Raw genomic sequence first — 26,257 nt, 5'->3', positions numbered from 1 at the left:
TTTTGACCTAACGGCATCCTTAACATCCGGTGAATATCGACGTCGGATCGACGCGGTATCGCGCGACTTTACACACCACATCGACGAATGCCAGCGACGGGGCGTCTCGCTTCTTCCGCAGATGGACGTCGGAACATTTTTTGGGGTTCGCGCGCAAACGCCGCGACAATGGGGAGTTGGGATCATGGCAGCCTTCAAGATCAACCAGGCAGACCTGCAATTCGTTCTTCAGCAGATCAAGATCGCCGAGGCGCACGCTGCCGGCATCCCGCTCACCAGCATCCTGCTCGATGCCAATGGCGGGATCATCGCCGATCCGGAGGCCCTCAACGGCGCGGGCGAAACCTATTACGTGACGGACGCGGCAACGGGAAAACTGATCCCGCGCGACGCCGGCCAGCCCCTCGCCGTTCCCGACCCGCATGTGCCCTTCGGCCTTCGCACGGTGGACGGAACCGACAACAACATCGTGCCCGGCCGCGAGACCTGGGGCGCCGCCGACCAGTCGATGCCGCGCCTTCTCGATCCGAAGTACACGGTGGGCGCCGGATCGGTCGACATCAACGGCCCGGCCGATGGCGGCCTGATCACCGGCGGCAACTACGCCAATCCCGGCACGATCGTCGACACCGCGCCGCGGACGATCTCCAACCTCATCGTCGACCAGAGCCTCGACAACCCGGCCGCCATCATCGCGGCCCTGACGATCGCCGGATCCGAAGACGTGCGGGCGGACCAGGCGGAGATCAGCGCCGCCCACGCGGCCCTGAAGGCGGCGCGCGACGCAAAGGACACGGCCAATATCCCGGCGCTGGAGGCGGCCCTCGATGCCGTCCTCGAGGCCAAGGGCGTCACCGTCACCAACGGCTCGGTCGACATCGCCAACGTCGCGCCGGACGAGGGGCTGTCCGCCCCGTTCAATGCGTGGATGACCTTTTTCGGCCAGTTCTTCGACCACGGCCTCGACCTCATCACCAAGGGCGGCGCCGGAACGGTCTATATTCCGCTGGCCAGCGACGATCCGCTCGCAACGCACGGCCCGGACGGCATAAGGGACACCGGGGACGAGGTGCCGGCCCAGCTGCGCTTCATGAGCCTGACGCGTGCCACCCCGACGAGCGACGGATCCCAGACCAATACGACGACCCCGTTCGTCGACCAGAACCAGACCTACACCTCGCACGCCTCCCATCAGGTCTTTCTGCGCGAATATCGCATGACGGACGGGGGGCCGGTCTCGACCGGACGCCTGTTGTCGGGCGAAGATGGCGGGCTTGCGACCTGGGCCGACGTCAAGGCGCAGGCCGCCACCATGCTCGGCATCGAATTGACGGACGGCGACGTCCTCAACATTCCGCTGATCCAGACCGATGCCTATGGCGAGTTCATTCGCGGCGGCAACGGCCTGCCGCAACTCGTCCGGTTCGCTTCCGACGGAACGCTTGCCGAACTGATCGAGGGCGATCTCGCAGCGCCCGTCAATACGTTCGCCGCGTCCGCGGCACGGATCGGCCACGCCTTCCTCGACGATATCGCGCACAACGCCAATCCGCTGGACAGCCGGTCCGGCCAGTTGAAACTGGCCGATGGCGACAGCGGTGTCGGGACGGCGCCGCTCCTTGCCGATGGCTTCCAGTCGGTCGACCTGTCCTCCGGCACGCCCGGCGTCAACGTCGATCCGGACCGGGGCAACTGGTTGCCGCAGAGCCCGGACGGCTGGGTGATTTCCGGCGGCGCCGGCGGCGGCAGCTACGATCCGACCGCCACCGTCATCAGCGAAACCGGCCATGGCGGCGGCAATGTCGTCTATCTGAGCGACAATGCGAGCCTTGCCCGCGACACCGGCGTCTTCACCCAGGCCGGCCGGAGCTACACCCTGTCGTTCAATGTCGGCGATCGCGCCGATCTCGATTTCGGCGGCGGTGTCGCGCAGCTCGTCACGGCCAGCGGCACGGTGCTGGCGAGCACTGTCCTGACGGCGCCGCAGGACGGCGCGTGGCGCCCGGTCTCCTTGTCGACGGGCCCGGTGCCCGGGGCAGCCGACGGGCAGGAATTGCGCATCCAGATCACCCATGGCGGCAATGGCGGGCAGATTCTGATCGACGACGTCCAGCTGACGTCCAACGTCCCGCAATACGACAACGAGCTTCTCGACCGCCACTACATATCGGGCGATGGGCGCGGCAACGAGAATATCGGCCTCACCGCCGTCCACCACATCTTCCATTCCGAGCACAACCGCCAGGTCGACGCGCAGAAGCTGACGATCCTTGAGAGCGGCGACGTCGCCTTCGTCAACGAATGGCGTTCCGCCGGGATCGACGCCGCGGCGCTCGAGGCCTTCAATGCGGCCTTCGACGCGGCGAGCGACAAGGGTGCGTTCCTTGCCACGGACGCCCTCTTCAACGGCGCGGGCTGGGATGGCGAGCGCCTGTTCCAGGCCGCGCGCTTTGCCACCGAAATGCAGTACCAGCACCTGGTGTTCGAGGAGTTCGCCCGGAAGATCCAGCCCAATATCGACGTGTTCGTGTTCAACTCGGTCACCGATGTCGATCCGGCGATCTTCTCCGAATTCGCCAATACGGTCTACCGGTTCGGCCATTCGATGCTGACCGAGAACATGCCCCGCATCGGCCCGGACGGTGCCTTCCTCGATGCCGATCTCGGGCTCGTCGAGGCGTTCCTCAATCCCGTCCTCCTCGACAATGACGGCAGCCTTTCGCACGACGAGGGCGCGGCGGCGATCGTGCGCGGCATGACCATCGAGCGCGGCAGCGAGATCGACGAATTCGTCGTCGGGGCTTTGCGCAACAATCTGCTCGGACTTCCGCTCGATCTGGCCGCGATCAATATCGCGCGCGGACGGGACACCGGAATGCCCTCGCTGAACGATGCGCGCGGCCAGCTCTACGCAGCCAGCGGATCGACGTTCCTGAAGCCCTACGATCACTGGGCCGATTTCGCCGCGAACCTCAAGAATCCGGCCTCGATCGTCAACTTCATCGCGGCCTACGGCACGCACGACACCATTACCGGCGCGACGTCCCCCGAAGGAAAGCGCGATGCCGCCATGGCCATCGTCTTCGGCGGGGAGGGGTCGCCCCCCGATCGCACACAATTCCTGACCGGCACCGGCGCATGGGCCAATGCCGAGACAGGGCTCGACCGGGTGGACCTGTGGATCGGCGGCCTTGCCGAGAAGAAGATGCCGTTCGGCGGCTTCCTCGGCTCGACCTTCAACGCGGTCTTCGAACTGCAGCTGGAAAACCTCCAGGACGGCGACCGCTTCTACTACCTGACCCGCACCCAGGGCCAGAACATGCTCAACGCGCTGGAGCAGAACTCCTTCGCCAAGATGATCATGGCCAACACCGCGCTCGCCGCCGCAGGTCCCGACGGCATTCGCGGCACTGCGGACGACATTGTCCTGCGCCATATCGGCGTCGATGCCTTCGCCACCTACGACTACGTCCTCGAGGTCGAAGTCGCCAATCAGGCGGACTACGATCCCGATAATCTCAGCGCCTCCGGCAAGGACCCGACCGGCGGCGATCCGTTCCTCGAAGCGATCGGCCTCGGCAAGGTCGTCCGCACGGATCCGACCGGCGCGGTCGGCGCGAACTATATCCGCATCTTCGGCGGCGAACATGCCGTGGTCGGCGGCACCAACGGCAACGACACCATCATCACCGATTTCGGCGACGACGGCATCTGGGGTGACGCGGGCAACGACCGCATCGAATCGGGCGCGGGCGTCGATCTGGTCAATGGCGGGGCCGGCGACGACATCATCACCGATTCCGGCGACACCGGCGACTTCCTCAAGGGCGACGAGGGCGACGACGTCATCGCCAATTCGAACGGTCTCGACATCCTGATGGGCGGCAGCGGCAAGGACGTGTTCTTCGTCGGCATCGATGCGACGGAGGTGTTCGCCGGCGAAGGCGACGACTTCGTCCTCGGCGGCGACGACGCCGACTTCCTGATGGGCAACGAGGGCGACGACTGGATGGAAGGCGGCGGCGGTTTCGACACCACGGCCGGCGACAATTCGGAGCTGTTCTTCAATTCGGCCATCAAGGGCCACGACGTGATGTTCGCCGGCAATGACGAGCATGATTTCGACGCCGAATCCGGCGACGACATCATGGTCCAGGGCGAAAGCGTCATCCGCAACGAAGGCATGTTCGGCTTCGACTGGTCGATCTTCAAGGACGTCTCCTTCGGCGCCGACGCCGACCTGCGCGTGCCGATCTTCACCACCGAGCAGGCCGATATCCTGCGCAACCGGTTCGACAAGGTGGAAGCCCTGTCAGGCTGGATGCACGACGACATCCTGCGCGGCGACGACCGGGTGCGGAACACGGACGGCGCCGCCACCATCGGCACCGCGGAAGGCGTGTTCTTCGAAGACGAACTGACCCAGGCCGGCGTCGACCGGATCGACGGTCTGCGCGCGCTCCTCGGCACCCTCGTCGAGAACGCCGGCCCCGGCGACCGGGAAGCGCAGATCGCCTTCGACGGCGGAAACATCCTTCTGGGCGGCGGCGGCGGCGACCTCATCCAGGGCAATGGCGGCGACGACTTCATCGATGGCGACAGCTGGCTGAACGTGCGCATCCGCATCACCGGCGCCGGTGAGGAGAATTCGGACGCCAACGAGATCGCGACGGTGGACAGTCTCAAACATGTCTTCGCCGCCGGCGAGGCACCTGCCACATGGGTCGGCAAGTCGCTGTTCGAGTTGATGATCTCGCGCACCATCGTGCCGAACCAGCTGCACATCGTGCGCGAGATCCGCGACGGCGGCGAGGCGGGCGACGAGGATGTCGCCGTCTTCAACGACGTCATGGCGAACTACACGATCACCACCAACCCGGACGGCACGATCACCGTGACGCACGTCGCGGTGACCCCCGGCGCCGTCGATCCGCTGACGGGACGCAACCTCGTGTCCGACGGCGTCGACACGCTGCGCAATGTCGAGGTGATCCGCTTTGCCGATCAGGACTACACCATCGCCCAGCCTGCCACCGGCGCGCCGGTGATCAGCGATGCGAGCCCCACCCAGGGCGAGGCGTTGACGGTCGATCTGTCGGGGATCGGCGATCCGAACGGGACGGCCACGGCGACCTTCGCCGTTCGCTGGCAGTCGCTCGGCATTTCGGGCTGGAGCGATATTGCGGGCGCTGTCGGCGCAAGCTTCACGCCGGGCGTGGCCCAGGTGAACCTGCAACTGCGCGCGGCCGTCAGCTTCACCGACGATGCCGGCAATGCCGAGGAGCTGTTCTCGCAGCCGACCCAGACCGTCGGCCTGCGGTTCGTCGGCGCGGGCGCTGCCGCCGACACCGTATCCGGTACGCAGGGCGCCGACTTCATGAACGGTGCCGGCGGCATCGATGTTCTCAGCGGCCTTGGCGGCGACGACATCCTTCTCGGCGGCAATGGCAACGACACGTTGAACGGCGGTGACGGCAACGACATCTTGAACGGCGAAGCCGGCGCGGACACGCTGAACGGCGGCGCGGGCGACGACCAGCTGACGGGAGGGGTCGCCGCCGACACGGTGAACGGAGGCGAGGGCGACGACACCATCGTGTGGAGTTCGGGAACGGCGGAGGCAAGCCTCCTCGGCTCGGACGGCCGCGACCTCGTGGACGGCGGGGCGCAGGACGGGGCCGACACCTTCGTCATCAACGGCAATGCGAGCGCCGAAACCTTCACCGTCTGGACCCGCGCGGCCTGGGTCGCGCAGGCCCCGCTCGCCCAGCAGGCGAACGTCGACGCGGACACCGAGATCGTCGTCACCCGCAACGGCAACAATTTCGGACAAGTGTTCGCCCAGTTGCGCGGGATCGAGGAAATCGTCGTCAATACGGTTCCGGTCGGCGCGGCCGGCGGGCCGGCCGGTGGCGACACGGTCACGCTGGTCGGCGATTTCTCGGCGACGAGCCTTGCGCTGAACACCGTCACGATCAACGGCAGCGAGGCTGGCGACACGGTCGATATCTCTTCGATCCTGTCGGCCCATCGCATCCTGTTCCGCTCGAACGGCGGCAACGACACGATCATCGGCGATCTTCGCCCGCAGGACGTCGTCGAACTCGCGCCCGGGCAGGACCGCTCGACCTATTCGCTGGTCGACAATGGCGACGGAACCCAGTCCTTCACCAATGGCGCGCACACGATCCGGTTCACCGGAGCGGTGCCGCCGATCTTCCAGAACACGCCGCCACCTTCGGGCAACGAGGAAGGCGTTTCGGGCGCCTTCGAGTACACGCCGAGCGACCTTGCCGGGCTGAAGGCCCTCGTCAACGGGCAGAAACCGGCGTCGGCCGGCGACGACGACGTGCCGACCGGCGTGCGGGCGCTTTCGGGCGCCGGCAACAACGAGGCCAATCCGGGCTGGGGCGCGGCCGACGAGGCCTTCATCCGCATCACCAACCCCCATTACGGAGAGCCGGACGGGGACGGCAACCGGGCGATCAACCCGATCTTCGCCGGACTCGATCCGCGCACCATCTCCAATATTCTGGGCGCGCAGGAGGACGGTTTGCCCAAGGCCGGCAACGACGCCAACATCTTCTTCATGGCGATGGGCCAGTATATCGACCACGGGCTCGACTTCCTGCCGAAGGGCGGCAGCGGTTCGATCCAGATCGGTGCGTCGGGGGCGAGCTTCCCGGGCTCGCCCGGTCCCGCCAATCCCGCCGACCTCACCCGCGGCACGGTCATCGGCTACGACGAGGACGGGGTTCCGCAGCACAAGAACCAGACCTCGCCCTATGTCGACCAGAACCAGGCCTACGGCTCGCATGCTCTGATCGGCCAGTTCCTGCGCGAAAGCGACGGACAGCAGGGCCACGGCATGCGCCTGTTCTCCGGCGCACCCGATCCCTCGAACCCCGACTTCAGCCTTCTGCCGACCCTGCGCGAGCTGATCCAGCATCACTGGTCGGCGAACACGATCTTCACAGATCCGTCCCTGCCGGGCGGCCAGGTCAGCTTCCGCGACTATTACACAGCCTACCAGATCGACAGCGAGACCACCGGCACGCTCTTTGACGCGGAGACCGGCGCGTTCGATCCCGGCGTCGTCAGCAAGATGATCTCGAACTTCATGGGTTCGACCCATCCGCTGCTGCTCGACACCAACCCGTTCATCGACGTGCTCGACCATTACATGGCCGGAGACGGGCGGGCGAACGAGAACTTCGCCCTGACCTCGATCCACACGATCTGGGCCCGCAATCACAACCATCACGTGGATGGGCTGCTGGCGGCCGGCTTCGAGGGCACGGCGGAGGAGGTGTTCCAGGCGGCCAAGATGATCAACGAGGCCGAATATCAGCGGGTCGTGTTCGATGAATATCTCGACACGCTTCTCGGCGGCCTGCGCAGCGAAGGCACGCACGGCTTCGAGGCATACGATCCGAACGCGAACGCCGCGATCTCGCACGAGTTCGCCGCCGCCGCATTCCGCTTCGGCCATTCGCTGATCGGCGAGACGCTGACGGTGCTGGACGCGGACGGCAATCCGACCGAGGTCAAGCTCTTCGACGCCTTCCTCAATCCGAGCAATGCGCCGGGCGTGTTCACCGGACCGTTGCCGCAAGGCTACAGCCCGCAGCCCGGCTACGCCCAGCACGGGGTCAATGCGATCATCGGCGGCAATATCGGCCAGCCGTCGGAAGCGGTCGACTTCAACATCGTCGACGCCGTGCGCAACGATCTGGTGCGCATCAGCGCCGACCTCTTCGCCTTCAACGTGGCGCGGGGCTGGGATGTCGGTCTCGGCACCCTGAACCAGATCCGCATGGATCTTTCGGCCTCGAGCGACCCGTACGTCGCGCAAGCGGTCGGCTTTGCCGGCGGAAACCTGACGCCCTATGCCTCCTGGGCCGACTTCCAGGAACGCAACGGGTTGAGCAACGCCGTCATCGCGCAGTTCATGGAGGCCTATCCGGACCTCACGCTCGCCGCGGCCGACATCGCGGCGTTCCGGGCGATCAATCCGGACATCGGCATCGCGCTTCAGGCGGACGGCACGGGCCTCGTCAAGGGCATCGACCGCGTCGACTTCTGGGTCGGGGGTCTCGCCGAACGGCACATCAATGACGGCATCGTCGGCGAGACGTTCTGGGTGGTGCTCAGCGAGCAGTTCGAACGCCTGCAGGATGCCGACCGCTTCTACTACATCGACCGCCTCGACGATTTCGACTTCTACGAGACCTTCATCGACGGCCAGGAATTCGCCGACATCGTCGCGCGCAACACCGGCATGGAGGATCTGCCGGAACACATGTTCCGCACCGACGACGAAGACCGTGACGAGGACGACGGCAACGGCAACGGCGACGGCGATCAGGACGAGGACGGCGAAGACACCGCCAGCAACGGTGACGACGCCGACGAGGACGACGACGACGGCACCACCGACGACGGCGACGGCCAGGAAGACGATAACGATGACGACGACGATGACGACGACGCCGGTGACGACGACGATGCCGGGAACCCGGTCGAGGAGGACGACGATACCGCGTCGCCGCCGCCCACGACCGGCGCAGGTCTCGGCGTGGCCGGGACGGCCGCGGCCGACGTCATGACCGGAAGCGCTGCCGCGGATGTGTTCAGCGGCGGCGAGGGGGACGACATCCTCCTCGGCGCGGAGGGCGGTGATACGCTGATGGGCGGCAAGGGCGAAGACCTCGTCAAGGGCGATGGCGGCCGGGACATGATCTTCGGCGGGGCCGACGACGACGTCCTGTTCGGCGGAACCGGCGAGGACATGATCTTCGGCGATGCCGGCGACGACCGCCTGTTCGGCGACGATGGCGACGACATGCTCGAAGGGGCTGCCGGATCGGATGTCGCCTATGGCGGTGCGGGCAACGACCGCTTCGTCGCAAGGCAGGGTGACGGCGACGACATCTACTGGGGCGAGGACGGGCACGACATGCTCGACTATGCCACGATCACGGCGAACCTGACGGTGGATCTCGGCAACGGCACCCTGCGGCACGGCAGCGTCTCCAGCGCCCAGAGCGGTCACGACGCGGTCTTCGGCTTCGAGGACTTCGTGGGCGGCGCCGGCAACGACCAGATCATCGCCAGCGCGGTCGCGAACGTCATGGATGGCGGCGGCGGCCACGACACCTTCGTCTTCCGCTCGGTGGCGGATGCCGACGGCGATCTCATCAAGGGGTTTGCCCATGGCGACCGGATCGACCTGTCGGGCATGGCGGGACCTGAGGGGTTCACCCTCTCGGCCACATCGCTCAACGGCGCGGGGCAGGTTCTCGTCACCCATGTGACCGGCGACGACGGCGAGGCGCTCACCCGCATCCAGGGCAATGTGTCCGGGGGGTCGGGCGCCGACTTCACCCTCGACGTCGCGGGCCATCACGCCCTGACCTCGTCGGACTTCACCGGCGTCGTCTGACGGACCGAAGGCGGGGGCGATCGCCCCCGCCCTCCCAGAGCTTTCCGATCGCCGATTTCAATCGAGGGGACCGCATCATGAGCGCTCAACGACGCCGCCCGCGCGCCAATCCGACAAGCATGTCGGAGCGCATCGGCAATTATCGCGGCCTGGCAATCTTCCTGCTCGGCCTGTCCGGGGTGATCAACCTCCTCGCCCTGACGGGCGCCTTCTACATGCTGCAGATCTACGACCGGGCCCTCACCAGCGGCAGCGTGCCGACCCTGGTGGCGCTCTCGGCGCTGGCGATCGGGCTCTACCTGTTCCAGGGCATGTTCGACGTGCTTCGCTCCCAGATCCTCGTCCGGTTCGGCGCGCGCATGGACGCAAAGCTTGCGCCGCTGACCCATCAGGTGGTGATCGAAATGCCGCGCTACGGCTATTCGACCTCCGAAGCCCTCGAGCGCGGGCGCGACGTCGACACGGTTCGCGGCTTCGTCGCCAGCCAGGCGCCGATCGCGCTCTTCGACCTGCCCTGGATGCCCCTGTTCATCGGCTTCGTCTACCTGCTGCATCCGCTGCTCGGGCTCCTGACCATCGGCGGCGCGATCGTTCTCATCGCGCTCACCCTCATCACCGAATTCATGACCAAGCGCAGCAGCACGGAGATGAACCGCGTGGCGATCCAGCGCGCCAATCTCGCCGATTCCCATGCCCGCAACGCCGACATCCTGCGCGCCATGGGGTTCGGCGGCCGGGCCGTGGCCCGCTTTGCCGAGGCCAATGCGCGCCATCTCGACCTCCAGACCCGCACGAGCGACATCAGCGGCTCGTTCAGCGGCCTGTCCAAGGTGCTGCGCATGATGCTGCAGTCGGCGCTTCTGGGCCTCGGCGCCTATCTGACCATCGTCGGTGACCTCACCGCCGGAGCGATCATCGCCGCCTCCGTCGCGTCGGCTCGCGCGCTCGCCCCCGTCGATATGGCGATCGGCAACTGGAAGGGCGTCGTCGCCGCCCGCCGCAGCTTCGCGCGGCTGAAGGAAACGCTGGCGGCCATGGACGACGATTCCCGTCTTCTCGACCTGCCGCCGCCGACGAAGTCCCTGAAGGTCGAGAACGCCACCGTGGTCGCGCCGAGCACCGGCACCGTTCTCCTCAGCGATGTCAGCTTCGAGCTGACCGCCGGCCAGGCGCTGGGCCTGATCGGACCGAGCGGCGGCGGCAAGACCTCGCTCGCCAAGGGCATTGTCGGCGTCTGGCCGCTGCTCAGGGGCAATGTGCGGCTCGACAATGCCGAACTCGGCCAGTGGCGGACCGACATGCTCGGCGTCCATATCGGCTACCTGCCGCAGGACGTCTCGCTGCTCGACGGCTCGATCGCCGAGAACATCGCGCGCTTCGACCCGGACGCCGATGCGCGCAAGATCGTCCACGCGGCACGCGCGGCGGGCGTCCACGACATGATCGTCCGGCTCGACGGCGGCTACCAGACCGAGCTCGGCCCGCACGGCATCGCGTTGTCCGCCGGGCAGCGCCAGCGCATCGGTCTTGCGCGGGCCCTTTACGGCGATCCCTTCCTGGTGGTCCTCGACGAGCCGAACTCCAATCTCGACGCCGAAGGCGAAGCGGCGCTGACGCAAGCCCTGACGGACCTTCGCGCCCGCGGCGGCATCGCCATCGTCGTCGCCCACCGCCCGAGCGCCCTTGCCGCGGTCGACATGGTCGGCGTCATCCAGGCCGGCCGGCTCGTGGGCTTCGGGCCGAAGGAGGAGATCCTGCGCGAACCGGCGCGTCCCGCCGCGCGTCCGATGGGGACCACCGGCACCGGCACCGGCTATGCGCCGGCCGCGGTCGCCGCGGCATCGAAGGTCTAGGGGGCGCGGCGATGGACGACAGGCTGACACTCGGAATTCCGGATCAGGACGCCGCCAACGCGCCCAAGCAGCGCTTCGCGCTGGCGGCCGACGCCGCGCGCGTCAACTCCCTCGCCATTCTGCCGCTGTTCGTGGTGGCCTTCGTCGGCATCGTCAGGCAGCTCTTTCAGGACGAGGAGACGGATGCGCCAGCGAAGCCGAAATCGTCCCCGCACCCCGGTCCGGCCCCGGACGCCGTTGCGGCGGAGCCGTCCCCGATCGAGCCGGCGGACACGGCCGATCTCGACAAGGTCGTGCGCATCGCCGACTATTTCGACGCCCTCGCCAAGGGCAAGCCCTTGCCGGCCTTCGACGTTTCCCAGTTCGCCTTCGCCGATGCCGGCGACGAGCCCTACCGCTCGGTGTTCGAGCGCGCGACCAAGATGCTGCCGGTCGAGGACCCGGGAACAGGCGAGGGGGCGCGGCTCTTGGGGCTCGGCTCTGCCGGCGCGCCGGCTGCGGTCCGGCCGGTGGCGAACGACAATCGGCCGTTCGACGATTTCGCCATCGACACCCTGCCGCCGTCGAGCTTTAACCCCGTCGGACCAAACGGCGACCCCGGATTTCCCCCCGAGGGCACATGGATGCCCGGCGACGTCGCGAGGCCCGGCGACGCGACGAGGCCGGGCGACACCCACAATCCGGCCCAGCACGACCGCGACCCCTATGCCCCTTCGCCCGGGACCGGCGACGGGGACGACGAGCCCGAGGCGTCCCCGCCGGTGCGGGGGAACCGACGCCCGGTCCTGACGGGCCCGGTCTATCTCGACCACGGCCTCCTCAACCTGTCGGTCATCATCACCATGGGCGAGCTCCTCGACGGGGCGAGCGATCCCGACGGCGACACGCTGATCGTTCGCCATCTGGAAGTCGATGGCGGTGGCCGACTGGAACGGATCGGTCTCGACCGCTGGCTCTACACCCCTGCGACCGATGAGACCGGCGCGGTGATCTTTCGCTATGAGGTCACCGACGGCACCGATCCGGTCGTCCAGACCGCCCATCTGGAGATCCGCCTGCCCGAGAAGGAGGCCATCGTCGGCACCGACGGGGACGATGTGCTGATCGGAACGCCTTATGCCGACCTGATCGATGCCCGCGGCGGCGACGACATGGCCTACGGCCGGGAGGGCGATGACGTCCTTCATGGCGGCGAAGGCCGCGACCGGCTGGTGGGCGGCGATGGCGACGACGTTCTCTGGGGCGGGGCGGGCAACGATATCCTGTTCGGCGGCGACGGTGACGATACGCTGTTCGGCGAGGCGGGCGACGACCTCATCTTCGGCGATACCGGAAACGACGTCATTTACGGCGGGACCGGAGATGACGAGGCGCATGGCGGCGATGGCGACGATGTGGTCGACGGCGGTGCGGGCCACGATCTCCTCTTCGGAGACGCCGGGTCGGACGTCATCGACGGCGGTGCGGGCGACGACAGGATCGAAGGCGGTGCGGGCGACGATGTATTGATCGGCGGCGCGGGCAACGACACGCTCGACGGCGGCGACGGAAACGACCTTCTCCACGGCGATGCGGGCGAGGATGTGCTGATCGGCGGGGCCGGGAACGACGGGTTGCACGGCGGGGCCGGCGCGGATGCGCTCGATGGCGGCGACGGCAACGACGTCCTGCGCGGCGACGAGGGCGACGATATCCTCCTCGGCGGGGCCGGGAACGACGAACTTGAGGGCGGTACCGGCGACGACACGCTCGACGGCGGTGACGGCGACGACGTCCTTCACGGCAACGAAGGCGACGATAGCCTTGCCGGCGCGGCCGGGAGCGACGGACTGCACGGCGGGGCCGGCAACGACATGCTCGATGGCGGCATGGGCGACGACGATCTTTATGGCGGCGGCGGCGACGATCACCTCGTCGGCGGGGCAGGCGACGACACGCTGTCCGATGGCGATGGCATGGATATCCTCGAAGGCGGAGAAGGCGACGATTGCTTCGTTCTCGAGGCCGACGGCGTTATCGACACGGTCGATGGCGGGGACGGCGAGGACACCGTGGACCTGTCGGAGATCGTGTTCGATTCGACCGTCGATCTGCCCGATGGCTGGGTGATGATCGACGGCACGCGCGAGGCTTGCCTCATCGAGATCGACAATGTCCGCGGCGGCCACGGCAACGACCGGCTGGTGGCCAATGACGAGGTCAACATCATGATCGGCGGCGCGGGCAACGACATCTTCGTCTTCCGAACCCTGGACGCGCTGACCAATAACGGGGGCCCGCGCGACCATATTCAGGACTTTTCGGTGGGTGACCGCATCGACCTGTCGCGCCTCGGCCGGGACCTCGACGATTTCGGCGCGCAGAAGCTGTTCTTCGCCGGCGCCGCCTCGGCGGCCGCCGAGGAACTCGGAGCCCTGACCTTCCGGCACGAATTCATCGCGAAGGAGGCCGGCGAGCAGCAGATCACGGTCCTGGCCGGACAGCTCGACGAGGCGGACGATTGCGAATTCGAGCTCGTCCTGTACGGCCGCCACCTTCTGACGGAACGGGATTTCATCTTGGCCGGCGACGACGACTGACGGCGCGTCGCTTCGCACAACACTTCATGGAGGAACACGAGATGAACGGCAGCAAGACGGAACGGGCGGGCAAGACGGTCGAGGCAAGCCAGCGATTCGGGATCCGCTCGCGGATCGTCCTGTCGGGGCTTCTGGCCACCGCACTTGTCGTGGGATGCGGCGGTTGGGCCGCGCAGGCGAGCCTTTCGGGTGCGATCATCGCGCAAGGAAAGGTCGCGGTGAAAAAGCAGGTGAAGCAGATCCAGCATCGCGACGGCGGCATCGTCGGCGCGATCCTCGTTGCCAACGGCGATGTCGTGAAGGCCGGCGACGTGTTGATCCGCCTCGACGAGACGCAGACCAAGGCGGAACTCGGAGTGATCTCCTCCCAGCTTTCGGAACTGGTCGGCCGGCAGGCTCGGCTTCGCGCGGAACGCGACGGCGCCGAGGCGGTCGTGTTCGACAAAGGGTTCGAGAGCGCCGCGCCCACCGCCGCGATCGCCGAGGGGGAGCGCCGGCTGTTCGCCAACAACCGCGCCACCCGCGAAGCGCGGCGCGACCAGTTGCAGTCCCAGATCGAGCAGCATGGCGAAGAGGTGCGCGGCCTCGAATCCCAGCGCCATGCCAATGGCATCGAACGGGCGATGATCGGCGAGGACCTCGCCCGTCTCCTGCCGCTGGTCGACCGCAAGCTCGTCGAGAGCACGCGAACCCGCACGATGGAACGCGATCTGGCGAAGATCGACGGGTTGAAGGGCGAGATCGAGGCCGATATCGCAAGGGTGAAGGGCCAGATCAGCGAAGCCCGGATGAAGATCATCGAACTCGACCAGCAGGTTCGCACCGATGCGCAGCGCGAGCTGCGCGACGTCGATGCCCGCGTCGCGGAACTGTCCGAGCGCATCGTGGCCGCGCGCGACCGCCTGTCGCGCATGGATCTGCGGGCCCCGATCTCCGGCTTCGTCAACGATCTGAAGATCCACACCGTCAACGGCGTCATCTCGCCGGGCGAGACCGTGATGGGCATCGTGCCGGAGGGCGAGGAACTCGTGGTGGAGGCACGGCTCGCCCCCACGGACATCGACCAGGTGATGGTCGGCCAGGACGTGAAGCTGCGGTTCTCGGCCTTCAACCAGCGCACCACGCCCGAGATCGCCGGACGGGTCCGGATCGTCGGCGCCGCCGCGACCCTCGATCCGGCCACCGGCCAGACCTATTATCTCTCGACCATCGCGATCACCGACGAGGCCGAGGCGCTGGACGAGCAGCTTCTCGTCCCCGGCATGCCGGTGGAGGCCTTCTTCAAGACCGGCGACCGATCCGCTTTGTCCTATCTGGTCAAGCCGTTCAGCGACCAGATGATGCGGTCCTTCCGGGAGGAGTGATCCGGGGTCCGGTCGATCGGACCGGAACCGGGATCGAAGCCCGCGCGGCGCTTGAGCGGACTGAAATCCGGCATCCCGAAGGGATCGACCGGACTTCGTATGAGCAAGGCGGCGCCCGCCCGTCCTCGTCAGGCCGCCTTCGCCGCCATCGCGCCGCGCAGGGTGTCCGTCTCGGCCGGAAGGACGCGCATGCTGATGTCGGCCAGAGTGATGATGCCGCGCACCTCGGCCCCGTCCATCACCACGGCGAGCTGGACGCTCGCGCCGCGCATGCGCGACAGCGCTTCGTAGACGGGCGTCTGCGCCGGCAGGGTGAAGGCCGGCCGGGCGCTCTCGATCGCGGGCTGGTCTTCCGGCAGCATAAGCGTGTCGCGCACGTGCGAGACGGAGGGCCTCGTGCCGTCCGCGCCGAACATCAGGATGCGCATGTGCCCCGACGCACGGGCGGCCGCACGCACCTCCGCGACGGTCGCGCTCGCCGTGACCTGCGTCGGCTTCACGTCCCTTGCGACGAGGGCATCGACGGGCAGGGTCCACAGGTCGATGAGGCCCGAGATCTGCTGGTGCATCTCCGGCTCCAGCGTGCCGACCTTGGCCGAATGCTCGACGAGCTGGCGGATGGTTTCAATGTCCTGCCCGCCCACGGCGGCGCTCTCGACGGGCTCGACGCCGCTTGCCCGCACCAGCCGGTTGGCAAGACGGTTCACCCCGCCGAGAAGCCAGCGGATCGGCCAGACATAGGCGCGCGAGATCAGGCCGACGGCAAGGGCCGAGCGCTCGGGATTGGCGATGGCCCAGGATTTCGGGGCCATCTCGCCGACGACGAGATGCAGGAAGGTGACGACGAACAGCGACAGGCCGAACGCCGTCGCGCCTGCGGCCCAGCCGGGCAGGCCCCATTCGAGGAACACCGGCCCGAGCCAGGCGTCGACGGCCGGCTTGGTGATGGCGCCGAGGGCGAAGGTGCAGACGGTGATGCCGAGCTGTGCGCCCGCGAGCATCAAGGTGAGATCGTTCATGCCGCGAAGGGCTGCCCGCGCCGAGCGGCTCTTGGTGGCCAGTTCCTCGAGGCGGTGGCGGCGGGCGCCCAACAGGGCGAACTCGATGATCACGAAAAGCGCGCTGAGCGCGATGAAGGCGGCGGTCGCGAGCGCGACGATCAACGGGTCGGTCATGCCTCGTCTCCGGTCATCGCGATTTCGACGAGCCGCACCCGCAGCTGAGTCGGGACGTGGCGTTCGACGCGCAGCACCTCGACATCGAGGCGCCGCCGCAGCGGCTCGTCCGAGATCAGCTCGGCCGGATCGATCGGCAGGTCCACGGATACCGTGTCGCCGACCTGCGGCAGTGCGCCCCGCTCGGCGATGAGCAGGCCCGCCATGGTCTCGACATCGCCGCGCGGAAGATCGTAGCCGATGGTGCGCTCGACCTCGTCGAGATGCACGTCGCCTTCCATCAGCCAGAGGCCGTCGCCCTTCGACACGACGGCGTCGCCGATCTCGACATCGTGCTCGTCGGTGATCTCGCCGACGATTTCCATGGCGAGGTCCTCGAGGGTCAATACGCCGGCAAAGCCGCCATATTCGTCGATGATGCAGGCGAGCTGATCATCGGAGTTCGACAGGCGCGCGAGCGCATCGGGCAGGAGCATCTGCATCGGCAGCACCGTGGCGGGCCGCATGGCAAGCGCGACGGGCTCGTCTGTCCGGCCCGTCTCGAGATAGGTCAGGACATCGGCCAGATGCACGACGCCGACGGGGGTATCGTCCTCGATGACCGGATAGCGGCTGTGGGCGCGCGCCATGAGCGCGCGGACCTCGTCGAGCGTCGTTTCGGGGTTCACCCAGTCGACCTGCGATCGCGGGATCATCGCATGTTCCACGTCGCGCTGGGGAAAGTCGACGATCCGGTCCAGCATCAAGGAGAGCTCGTGGGGCAGATGTCCGCTGTCGCGCGATTCCTCGATGATCCGCGGCAGGTCGTCGGCGGACGCACTCACGTCGAGATCGTGCACGGGCTCGATGCGCAGCGAACGCAGCAGGAGGTTCGCGGACTTGTCGAAGAAGCCGATGAGCCAGCCGAAGACGGTAAGGTAGAGAAGCGTGGAACCGGCAAGCCCGCGCGCGAGCGGTTCAAGATTGGCGATGGCAAGGTTCTTCGGATAAAGTTCGCCGAAGATCATCTGGATGATCGTGGCGGCGCCCAGGGCAAGGATCGTGCCGGCCGCGATGCCCACGCCGGGCGAAACGCCCACATCGCCGAGGATCAGGCCGAGCGAATTGCCGACGAGCGGCTCGGCGACGAAGCCGACGAGGAGGCCGGTGATGGTGATGCCGAGCTGGGCGCCCGACAGCATGAAGCTGGTGCGCCTCGTCACGGCGAGCGCCCGGCTTGCCGCCACGTCGCCTTCGGCGGCCCGCGCGGCGAGCCGCGTGCGGTCGACCGACATGTAGGCAAATTCCTGCGCCACGAAATAGCCGTTCGCCGCGATGATCGCGAGCATGATGAGGATGCCGACGAAGAGGAGAAGGATCGGTTCCATCAGCGGGTCACAGCTCGCGGAGAGCTCAAAGCCGGGTGGCGTGGTCGGGGCATGTGGTCCACGGAAGGTCGAGGCCTTTCTGCTTGAAGGTGTCGTTCGAATGCGCGCGGAACGCGGCGTTAGATGTGCGGTTGCGCGATCGCGCGGCGAGGCGGCGCAGGCATGGTGGTTCAGACGGACGTGCCGGACGGGGTGGCGGACGGGCGTTGCCGGCGCGGACGACGCGTTGAGAGAAGACGCCTGCCGCCCAGAAGCGTCGCGACGATCGTCACGGCGAGGACCAAAGCGAGAATGCCGAAGGACCCTTGCCCCGTCATCGCGCCGACCTCGTCGGCGCCGCGCGCCCCCAGATAGCCGGGCGCCAGCATCATCGGCGCCCACAGGACGGCGGACAGGATATTGGCTGTCTGGAACGGCGTCTGCGCCATCGCCATCATGCCGGCGACGAGCGGCACCGTCGAGCGGATCGGGCCGAGGAACCGGCCGAGAAAGACCGCCGAAAACCCGTATGTCCGGAAGAACAGCCGGGTGCGGGCGATCGCCGGTCGGTAGCGGCGCAGCCAGGGCCGGTAGACGATGCCGGGCCCGAGCCAGCGGCCGATGAGATAGGAGACGATATCGCCGACGATCGCGCCCAGAATGGCACCGGCAAGGACCGGCACCGGGTCGAGGATGCCGGAGCCGACCAGCCCGCCGATCAGGAGCATGATGGCCGTTGCTGGAATGACGAGCCCGACGAGAACCAGAGATTCACCGAGGCAGATGAGCGCGACGATCGGCAACGCCCAGTCCTGGTGGGTCTGGATGATCCGGCCGAGGTCGGCGAGAAAGGCTTCCTTGAAAAGGTCTTGATCCGAAGTTGGAGGCCGTCGATGGCGGCAGAAGCAGGTCGGAGGGTCGGGCTCGAAGGAACGATTCCGGCCGCGCCCGACGACGCCGGTCCTCGACGGCTCAGGATAATTCCCGCCGAGCGCACAGCAGGCAGGCACCGCCACCGTTCCCTTGCCGAACAAGCCCGCCAGTCAGCGTGATCTCGTGGCCGGCCCCGTCCCGTTTCGCGGTCACGGCGAAGCGCTCGATGCCACCGGTCTTGCGTGTGCCGCGCCGGGCGATGAGGAACCGGGCGGTTCCCGTCATGCCCGGCGCGCCCGATCAGATATCCTCGAAATCGCCGCCGAAGTCGGCCGTCTCGTCCGCCGCCATCTCCTCGGCGCCCATGTCCCCCGCTCCGGCGTCCATCTCGCCGGCCGCAGCTTCGTCGCCGGCGAACATGCCGCCCAGCATCGAGCCGAGCATCATGCCCCCGGCAACGCCCATCGCCGTCTGGGCGGCCCCTGCGAGGAAGCCGCCGCCGCGGGCAGCGCTCCCGGCGGCCGGCCGGCCGTAACCGCCCGCACCCGCGCCCATGCCCGCTGCGGAGGATCGCCCGTCGTCCGGATTGCCCCAGGGGCGCGGGGACGAGGAGCGCGAGCGGTTGCCGAAGAGGCCGCCGAAGGGGCGCGAGCCCTGACGTTCGAGTTCGTCGATGCGGGCCTTCGCCGCCTCGAGCGCCTGCTCCTGCACGATGATCGTCTGGGCCATGTAGTAGGGCGCGCCGGGCTGGCTCTCGACGCTTTCTCGGATGAAGCGGTCGGCCTCCGGGTCGCGCGGCGGCGCGGTCTGTTCGGCCTGCGAAAGCTTGCCGAAAAGGTCTCGGATCATCGTCTGTTCGTTGCGGTCCATGGGGGGTCCTCGCATGTCTCTGAAGTCGGGCTGGCAAAGGCCGGGCGTTCCTACTCCTCGCGCTGGCCGGTGAGGTTCAGGAGAAGCTGGAAGAGGTTGATGAAGTTCAGGTAGAGCGACAGCGCGGCCATGACGGCCATCTTGCCGGCGGCCTCGGCGCCGTAATGCTCGGAATAATCTTCCTTGATGCGCTGCGTGTCGTAGGCGGTGAGGCCGGTGAACACGAGGACGCCGATCACCGAGATCGCGAACTGCAGCGCGCTGGAGGCGAGAAACAGGTTCACGAGGCTGGCGATGATGACGCCGATCAGGCCCATGATCAGGAACGAGCCCATGCGCGAAAGGTCGCGCTTGGTGGTGTAGCCGTAAAGGCTCATCGATCCGAAGACGGTGGCGGTGATGAAGAAGGTCTGCGCGATGCTCGCCCCGGTGAACACCAGGAAGATCGAGGCCATGGACAGGCCCATGATGGCGCAGAACGCCCAGAACAGCATCTGCGCCGTGCCGAACGACATGCGCTCGATGCGGAAGGACAGGACCATCACGAAGGCGAGCGGCGCCAGCATCACCACCCATTTCAGGGGTGTGCTGAAGATCGGCACGTAGAGTGCGGGCGTGTTGGCGACGGCGAAGGCGACGATGCCGGTGATGACGAGGCCGAGACCCATATAGTTGTAGATGCGCAGCATGTGCTGGCGCAGGCCCTCGTCGAAGAGGGCCTGGGACCGGGCCGGTGCGGCGTTGACGCCGAAGCCGCGGAAGGGTGTGTTCATCGCTGGATGCTCCTTGGGTTGGAATGTGTCGGGTTGCGGGCGGTGTTCATCGAATGCCTCCGCGTCAGCGAAGGTCGTCGGAAATCCGCGTCGCCGTGCGTTCGAGGGCTTCGCGGGATTGCTGGCTGGCGACGAGCGCGTAGGCGACTTCGCCGACCTGCCAGAACGCTGCGGTGCTGGTGCCGTCGACCACGGTGCCGACCGGGTCGACGTCGAAATAGCCGGGCCGGGCGGCGAACAGCGAGATGTCGCCATGGTCCGGCGTGCCGAGAACCATTTCGAGGCTCGGCCCGTAGGTCGAGGGGAACACCTGAACGTCCCGGACCGTCCAGTCGTCGGGAAGGGCGGGCACGCGGATCGCGGTCGCCGACAGGATTTCGGCTGGATCGTAGGTGGCGATCTCGGGCTGCGAGATCATGGCGGCGCGCACGATGCTGGTGCCGTGGGCGCGGATCGCGTCCTGAACGAAACCGGGGGGTGGCGCGGAGGCGACGCTCGGCCTCACCCCCAGCGTCCTGACATCGTCCTGGGCGTACCAGGCGGCGCCCGCCACGAGCAGCAACACGGCCGCGCGCGAAAGGCGCCGGATGACGACGCGGCGCCGAAGCGCCCGCTCCAGGCGCCCGGCCATCGCATTGGTGCGCACGCTGACCGGAACCGGCATCCTCGAAAGGGCGAGGCGAAGCTCGTCGCGCGAGCGCAGGTCCGCCATGATGCCGGCCGCCTCGGCCGGGCGTTCGGCAAGATAGCTTTCCACCTCGATCCGGCGATCGACGCCGAGCTGGTCGTCGACATAGGCCGTCAGGTCGAATTCGGTGATCGGGTCAGAGCGCATCCGGACCTGCCTTGGTTCGAAAGTTGACGACATTGTCGGCGGGCCCGCCCTCTTCCAGTTCGCGCAGGCGCGCCCGTGCCCGCGACAGGCGCGAGACGAGCGTGCCGACGGGAATGGCGAGGGCGCCGGCGGCTTCCTCGTAGGAGAGGCCCTCGACCGTGACGAGATGCAGCGCGGCGCGCTGCTCGTCGGGAAGCATGGTGAAGAAGCGCCGCACGTCGGCGAGCCGGACCACGCCCTCCTGGTCTCCGGGCAGTCCGGAGGCTTCGCGTATGGCAAGGTCGGCGTGATGAACGGCTTCGGTGCGCCTCGCACGCGCCTTGTCAACGAACCGATTGTGGAGGATCGACATCAGCCAGGGCCGCAGGCTGTGCCCGGCCTTGAACTGGTCGCGTCGCTCCATGGCCCGCACGAGGGCATCGTGGACGAGATCCTCCGCGTCCGCCGGATCGCGCGTCAGCGACAGCGCATACCGCCTCAGCGGCTCCAGCAAACCAACGACGTCTCTATCATTCCGGCGATCGCTCATGTCCCGTATACGGACGACGGCGGCGATCCATCCATCCGCGCGCGAATTTTTTTCCGCCCTTGAGCCTTCGCGTCGGGTGCCGCGCCGTCAGCGGTCGGCCAGCGCGCGGGCCCTCGGCACGCCGCGCAGGTGGCTGGCCGTCCTCGCGCCCGGCAGTCCGGCGATCCGGTCGGCGGCGTCGAGCAGCCTTTCGCGATCGATGCCGGTGGCGACCCCGCCCTGCTCGAACGCGAAATGCAGGTCTTCCGTCGCCGTGTTGCCGGTCGCGCCGGGTGCGAACGGGCAGCCGCCGAGACCGGCCGCCGCCCCTTCGATGATGTCGACGCCGACGGAATGCGCGAACAGCGCGTTCGCGACCCCCATGCCGAACGTGTCGTGACCGTGGAACGCCCAGACCGTGTCGGGCGCGGCATCGGCCATCACGGTTTCGAAGCGGTGCGCGACCATCATCGGGTCGGCGCGGCCGGTCGTGTCGCACAGCGCGAACTCCGCCTTCGGCGCAATCTCCAGCGCTTCGGCAAAGACGCGCCTGACGTCATCGAGCGGAACCGTGCCGGTGAACGGGCAGTCGAAGGACGTGCCGAAATCGACGCGCAGGCCTTCGCCCGCATCGCCGGCTTGCGAAACGATCGCGCGCAGCTGGTCGAGCGATTGCGCGACGCTCTGATTGACGTTGGCTTTGTTGTGCGCCTCCGACACCGAGACGACGAAGACCAGGGCGGGATATCCGGCGGCAAGCGCAAGGCTCGCGCCCTTGGCGTTCGGCACCAGCACCGACATGCGGCAGCCGCGCACGTCCTTGAAGTGCGCCGCGATGTCGGCCATGTCCGCCATCTGCGCGATGGCGCGCGGGCTGACGAAGGAGCCGAGCTCCATCCGCCTCACGCCGCTCGCCACCAGATCCTCGATGACGGCGATCTTCTCGGCCGTCGGCAAAGGTTCCGCGATCGACTGGAACCCGTCGCGCGGCGCGACCTCCAGAAGGGTCACGGACCCGGTCTTGGCGACGATCATGCGCTTGTCCGCTCCATGCTGTTGTCTCGGCGCCGGGCGATCCAGTTGATCACGCCGCCGCAGGTCATGATGTCCACCTGACGCTCGCTGAGATCGTGGCGGAGGTGGAGGGGCTCGAAGGTTCCGTCCTTTCGGCGAACCTGCGCCCTGACGCTGGCGCCCGCCTCGAGCTGGGCGCGTATGTCCTCGACGACGATCGTGTCGCCGATTGCGAGGCTCGAAGGGGTGTCGACGAAGACCAGCGGCAGGATGCCGAAGCTCGAAAGGTTCTGCCAGTGGATGCGCGCGAAGCTTTGCGCCACGACGAGGCGAAGCCCCATGATGCGCGGCACGAGCGCGGCGTTCTCGCGGCTCGAGCCCTGGCCGTAATTCTTGCCCGCGACGATGGCGTGGCCGCTGCGCGCCGTGTCGGCCTGCCGCGTGCGGGACGCATAGGTTTCGTCCACCTGCCCGAAGGCATGGTCGGCGGTGGCGAAGACGTTCGACCAGAGCGGCAGGATCTGCCCCGCCGGAATGATGTCGTCGGTCGAGACGTCGTGTTCGAGCGCGAGAAGCACCGGCACCTCGATCCGGTCGGGATAGGCGTCGAAGTCCGGCAGGAGCGGCGTGTGCCGGGTGCGGTAGAGTTCCGGGCGGCGACCGGCCTGCGGAAACACGAAACCGGCCGCGTTCATCGGCATGGCATCCGGCTCCGCGATGCGGGGATAGGGGCGGTCGAGGGTGCGCGGATCGGTGATGACGCCCGAAAGGGCGGAGGCGGCGCAGGTTTCCGGGCTTGCCAGAAACACCGAATCCTCGCGCGTGCCCGAGCGCCCGGGGAAATTGCGCGGCACGGTGCGAATGGAATTCCTGCCCGACGCCGGCGCCTGGCCCATGCCGATGCAGCCGTTGCAACCAGCCTGGTGGAGCCGGGCGCCCGATGCGACGAGGCTGCCGAGCTTGCGTTCGGAGACCAGCGTCTGAAGCACCTGCCGGGACGAGGGGTTGATGTCGAGCGAGACCCCTTCCGCCGCGCGACTGCCGGACACGATGTCCGCGACCACCGCGAAATCGCGATAGCCCGGATTGGCCGAGGAGCCGATATAGGCCTGATAGATCGGCTCGCCGGCGACGCTCGACACCGGCACCACGTTCCCCGGGCTCTGCGGCTTGGCGATCAGGGGTTCGAGCGCGGACAGATCGATCCGGTCGTGCCGGTCGTAGCTGCAGCCGGGGTCCGCGGAAAACGGCCTGAAATCGGCGCCCCGCCCGCGTGCTTCCAGAAAGCGCCGGATCGCGTCGTCGCTCGGAAACACGCTCGTCGTCGCGCCGAGCTCCGCGCCCATATTGGCGATCACGTGCCGGTCCATGGCCGAAAGGCAGGCAAGGCCAGGCCCGTAATATTCGATGATCGTGTTGGTGGCGCCGGACGTGCCGTGGCGCCGCAGCATTTCCAGCACCACGTCCTTGGCCGAGACCCAGTCGGGCAGTTCGCCGACGAGTTCGACGCCGAAAACATGCGGCGCGGTGATGTAGAAAGGCTCGCCCGCCATGGCGAGGGCGACCTCGACGCCGCCGGCCCCGATCGCCAGCATGCCGAGCGAGCCGGCCGCGACCGTGTGGCTGTCGGAGCCGATGAGGGAGACGCCGGGCACGCCGAACCGCTCCATGTGGACGGGGTGGCTGATGCCGTTCCCGGGGCCCGAATAGATGACGCCGAAGCGTTCGCAGGCGCTTTTCAGAAAGAGATGGGCGTCCGCATTGATCTCGTCGGACTGGACGAGGCCGTGATCGATGTACTGGACGCTGGGAGAGGTCGAGACGCGGGTGACGCCCATGGCCTCGAGTTCGAGCATGACGAGCGTTCCGAGCACGTCCTGCAGGAGGACCTGCTCCATGCGGAGCCCGATTTCCGTCCCGGGGGTCAATTGTCCGGACACGAGATGGGCGGCGAGAAGCTTGCGGGCGAGGGTCTCAGACAACGGCCTGCGCCTCGCCATCGCTCACCTTGTGAGGGCGGAAGATGTTGAGGAGGAATTGCAGCCCGAGCATCGTGAAGCCGATCGGCAGCATCGCGTAGGGGATCCAGTTGGGCGTGCCGAACGATGAGGAGACCCGCTCGCCATAGCTCCAGGAATCATGCGTCATCAGCCAGCCGCGATAGGCCAGAATCGCGCAGAAGCCGATCCCGACAAGGCTGACGAGAATGGTGATGATGCGCTTGCCGGACGGGCTTGCCGCATCCTTCACGAGGGTGATGCCGATGTGCTCGCCGCGCCGCTCGACGTCCGCCGCCGTCATCAAAGCGAGATAGACGACGAGAAAGGAGTTGATCTCGAGGCTCCAGGAGGTGGGCGCGGCGAACACGTAGCGCATCAGCGCGTCGTACGTGACCGTCACGGCCATGAAGGCGAGCGCGACGACCCCGCCGACCTGCAGACACCAGGAGACGGCATCGATGAGCTTGACTGGAACCGTTTTCATCGTGGGGTATCCCGTTCGCCTTCGAGAAAGTCGAGAATGCCGGGCCGGCCGGAGGGTCGGCCCGGACCTGTTTTCGCCGTGCGGGTCGAAGGCGTCAGGCGCTCTCGCCCATGGCCAGCGCGATCGCCTTCTTGCCGACCTCTTCGCCGACTTCCTGGATCCAGGCCTCGCGCACGTTCGCCGACACCTCGGCGAAGCGATCGAGCGCGGCCTGGTCGGGTTCGATCACCTCAACGCCGCTCTCGCGGAACTTCGGCCAGTATTGCTGCTCGTAATAGTCCTCGTTCGCGGTCTTTGCGCTGTTCTCGTCGAACCAGGCGGCGCCGGCTTGCATCGCGCTCTTCACCGCGTCGGGCTGCGCCGCGTAGCGATCGGTCTGAACGAAGATGCCGATGCCGTAGGCGGTGACCGGAACCGTGAACACCTGCTTGATCTGTTCCTGGACCGAGCGGCCGTTGATGGTCGATATGTTGGCGACGGCCGCGTCGACCGTGCCGCGCTGGAGCGCCAGATAAAGCTCGGAGGAGGGAATGCGAACGGCCGCGCCGCCGAAATCCTCGATCGCCTTCGTCGCCTCGAAGGAGACGACGCGGATCTTCTTGCCGTCGATCGCCTCGAGGGTGCGGATGCCCGGCGAGCCGGTCGACCAGATGAATTCCGGCTCCATGATGCCGCCGCCGAGGCTGAGCGCCGTGAGGCCCTGCTTGTTCAGTTCCGTATTGATCAGCTCGAAGAGCGGCGAGCCGATCTTCAACCGGTCCGGGTTCTCGTAGAGCGGGCCGACGACGCCCGGCAGGCCGGTGATGCCGAGGATCGGCAGGGAGCGCGTGATGTAGCTCGTGGTGTGGAACATGAAGTCGATCGTGCCGGAACGCAGCGCCGGAAGCTGCTCGTCCGCCGAAAGCAGGCGTCCCGAATCGTAGAAGTCGATCGTGACGGCGTCGGCGTGGTTGTCCGTGACGAAATCGACGAACCCCTGCGATCCGTAGGCAAGGTCGGCATAGGACGGCGGAAGATAGGTGACGCCGGTCAGGGTTTCGGCGGCCGAGGCCGTGCGGATGGTGAAGCCGAAGGCGGCGCCGGCCGACAGGGCGGCGGTGCCGGCAAGGACGGAACGTCTCGATAGGGTCATGATAGT

General features: G+C 67.4%; 16 protein-coding genes. 4 read left to right on the top strand and 12 right to left on the bottom strand.

Features of this window, described 5'->3' with window-relative positions; translation table 11 throughout:
- The first annotated feature begins 184 nt into the window (after positions 1-184).
- From U0C82_RS06390 to U0C82_RS06375, 4 genes are all read left to right on the top strand, one after another.
- On the top strand, positions 185-9,445 hold the full coding sequence (locus tag U0C82_RS06390) for a peroxidase family protein (protein WP_322186244.1): 9,261 nt from the start codon (positions 185-187) through the stop codon (positions 9,443-9,445).
- Positions 9,446-9,522: 77 nt separating this feature from the next.
- The gene (locus tag U0C82_RS06385) at positions 9,523-11,298 is read left to right on the top strand and encodes a type I secretion system permease/ATPase (RefSeq protein ID WP_416186631.1); all 1,776 of its coding nucleotides are present in this window, start codon (positions 9,523-9,525) and stop codon (positions 11,296-11,298) included.
- An 11-nt stretch (positions 11,299-11,309) separates the two neighbouring features.
- Entirely contained in the window at positions 11,310-13,877 is a 2,568-nt protein-coding gene (locus U0C82_RS06380) for a cadherin-like domain-containing protein (protein WP_322186243.1), read from the top strand.
- Between the two features lie 41 nt (positions 13,878-13,918).
- Entirely contained in the window at positions 13,919-15,241 is a 1,323-nt protein-coding gene (locus U0C82_RS06375; protein WP_322186242.1) for an HlyD family type I secretion periplasmic adaptor subunit, read from the top strand.
- 128 nt (positions 15,242-15,369) lie between these two features.
- On the opposite strand, the gene U0C82_RS06370 is transcribed toward U0C82_RS06375, so the two are convergent.
- The 12 genes from U0C82_RS06370 to U0C82_RS06315 all read right to left on the bottom strand — a co-directional run bounded on the left by U0C82_RS06370 (position 15,370) and on the right by U0C82_RS06315 (position 26,251).
- Complete coding sequence (locus U0C82_RS06370; RefSeq protein WP_322186241.1) at positions 15,370-16,416, bottom strand: CNNM domain-containing protein; 1,047 nt, start codon at positions 16,414-16,416, stop codon at positions 15,370-15,372.
- The gene (locus U0C82_RS06365) at positions 16,413-17,783 is read right to left on the bottom strand and encodes a hemolysin family protein (RefSeq protein WP_322186240.1); all 1,371 of its coding nucleotides are present in this window, start codon (positions 17,781-17,783) and stop codon (positions 16,413-16,415) included. The genes U0C82_RS06370 and U0C82_RS06365 overlap by 4 nt, the downstream gene beginning before the upstream one ends.
- A gap of 170 nt (positions 17,784-17,953) precedes the next feature.
- A complete protein-coding gene (locus tag U0C82_RS06360; RefSeq protein ID WP_322186239.1) occupies positions 17,954-18,565 on the bottom strand; it encodes a DedA family protein in 612 nt (203 codons plus the stop codon).
- 169 nt (positions 18,566-18,734) lie between these two features.
- Positions 18,735-18,920 (bottom strand): hypothetical protein, encoded by a 186-nt coding sequence (locus U0C82_RS06355; RefSeq protein WP_322186238.1) that lies wholly within the window; start codon positions 18,918-18,920, stop codon positions 18,735-18,737.
- Between the two features lie 15 nt (positions 18,921-18,935).
- Positions 18,936-19,505 (bottom strand): DUF2076 domain-containing protein, encoded by a 570-nt coding sequence (locus tag U0C82_RS06350; protein WP_322186237.1) that lies wholly within the window; start codon positions 19,503-19,505, stop codon positions 18,936-18,938.
- Positions 19,506-19,555: 50 nt separating this feature from the next.
- A complete protein-coding gene (locus tag U0C82_RS06345) occupies positions 19,556-20,278 on the bottom strand; it encodes a Bax inhibitor-1/YccA family protein (RefSeq protein WP_322186236.1) in 723 nt (240 codons plus the stop codon).
- Positions 20,279-20,342: 64 nt separating this feature from the next.
- The gene (locus U0C82_RS06340; RefSeq protein ID WP_322186235.1) at positions 20,343-21,113 is read right to left on the bottom strand and encodes an anti-sigma factor family protein; all 771 of its coding nucleotides are present in this window, start codon (positions 21,111-21,113) and stop codon (positions 20,343-20,345) included.
- Positions 21,103-21,642: a sigma-70 family RNA polymerase sigma factor gene (locus tag U0C82_RS06335; RefSeq protein ID WP_322186234.1), complete on the bottom strand. Its 540-nt coding sequence runs from the start codon at positions 21,640-21,642 to the stop codon at positions 21,103-21,105. Before U0C82_RS06335 ends, U0C82_RS06340 begins: the two co-directional genes overlap by 11 nt.
- Before the next feature lie 87 nt (positions 21,643-21,729).
- On the bottom strand, positions 21,730-22,656 hold the full coding sequence (locus U0C82_RS06330; protein ID WP_322186233.1) for a hydroxymethylglutaryl-CoA lyase: 927 nt from the start codon (positions 22,654-22,656) through the stop codon (positions 21,730-21,732).
- Positions 22,653-24,617, bottom strand: a complete 1,965-nt coding sequence (locus U0C82_RS06325; RefSeq protein ID WP_322186232.1) for an aconitate hydratase — start codon at positions 24,615-24,617, stop codon at positions 22,653-22,655. Before U0C82_RS06325 ends, U0C82_RS06330 begins: the two co-directional genes overlap by 4 nt.
- Positions 24,610-25,119 (bottom strand): TRAP transporter small permease, encoded by a 510-nt coding sequence (locus tag U0C82_RS06320; RefSeq protein WP_322186231.1) that lies wholly within the window; start codon positions 25,117-25,119, stop codon positions 24,610-24,612. The genes U0C82_RS06325 and U0C82_RS06320 overlap by 8 nt, the downstream gene beginning before the upstream one ends.
- A 94-nt stretch (positions 25,120-25,213) precedes the next feature.
- A complete protein-coding gene (locus U0C82_RS06315) occupies positions 25,214-26,251 on the bottom strand; it encodes a TRAP transporter substrate-binding protein (RefSeq protein ID WP_322186230.1) in 1,038 nt (345 codons plus the stop codon).
- Positions 26,252-26,257: the final 6 nt, after the last annotated feature.

Origin of the sequence: Fulvimarina uroteuthidis (genome assembly GCF_034321785.1) — a bacterium.
GTDB lineage: Bacteria > Pseudomonadota > Alphaproteobacteria > Rhizobiales > Rhizobiaceae > Fulvimarina > Fulvimarina uroteuthidis.
The sequence above is the reverse complement of the archived record's forward strand: the minus strand, read 5'-3'. Positions and strand labels throughout refer to the sequence as shown.

Coding starts and splice junctions, on each gene's coding strand:
- U0C82_RS06390 (WP_322186244.1), top strand. CDS start 185: ATGGCAGCCTTCAAGATCAACCAGGCAGACCTGCAATTCGTTCTTCAG.
- U0C82_RS06385 (WP_416186631.1), top strand. CDS start 9,523: ATGAGCGCTCAACGACGCCGCCCGCGCGCCAATCCGACAAGCATGTCG.
- U0C82_RS06380 (WP_322186243.1), top strand. CDS start 11,310: ATGGACGACAGGCTGACACTCGGAATTCCGGATCAGGACGCCGCCAAC.
- U0C82_RS06375 (WP_322186242.1), top strand. CDS start 13,919: ATGAACGGCAGCAAGACGGAACGGGCGGGCAAGACGGTCGAGGCAAGC.
- U0C82_RS06370 (WP_322186241.1), bottom strand. CDS start 16,416: ATGACCGACCCGTTGATCGTCGCGCTCGCGACCGCCGCCTTCATCGCG.
- U0C82_RS06365 (WP_322186240.1), bottom strand. CDS start 17,783: ATGGAACCGATCCTTCTCCTCTTCGTCGGCATCCTCATCATGCTCGCG.
- U0C82_RS06355 (WP_322186238.1), bottom strand. CDS start 18,920: ATGACGGGAACCGCCCGGTTCCTCATCGCCCGGCGCGGCACACGCAAG.
- U0C82_RS06350 (WP_322186237.1), bottom strand. CDS start 19,505: ATGGACCGCAACGAACAGACGATGATCCGAGACCTTTTCGGCAAGCTT.
- U0C82_RS06345 (WP_322186236.1), bottom strand. CDS start 20,278: ATGAACACACCCTTCCGCGGCTTCGGCGTCAACGCCGCACCGGCCCGG.
- U0C82_RS06340 (WP_322186235.1), bottom strand. CDS start 21,113: ATGCGCTCTGACCCGATCACCGAATTCGACCTGACGGCCTATGTCGAC.
- U0C82_RS06335 (WP_322186234.1), bottom strand. CDS start 21,642: ATGAGCGATCGCCGGAATGATAGAGACGTCGTTGGTTTGCTGGAGCCG.
- U0C82_RS06330 (WP_322186233.1), bottom strand. CDS start 22,656: ATGATCGTCGCCAAGACCGGGTCCGTGACCCTTCTGGAGGTCGCGCCG.
- U0C82_RS06320 (WP_322186231.1), bottom strand. CDS start 25,119: ATGAAAACGGTTCCAGTCAAGCTCATCGATGCCGTCTCCTGGTGTCTG.
- U0C82_RS06315 (WP_322186230.1), bottom strand. CDS start 26,251: ATGACCCTATCGAGACGTTCCGTCCTTGCCGGCACCGCCGCCCTGTCG.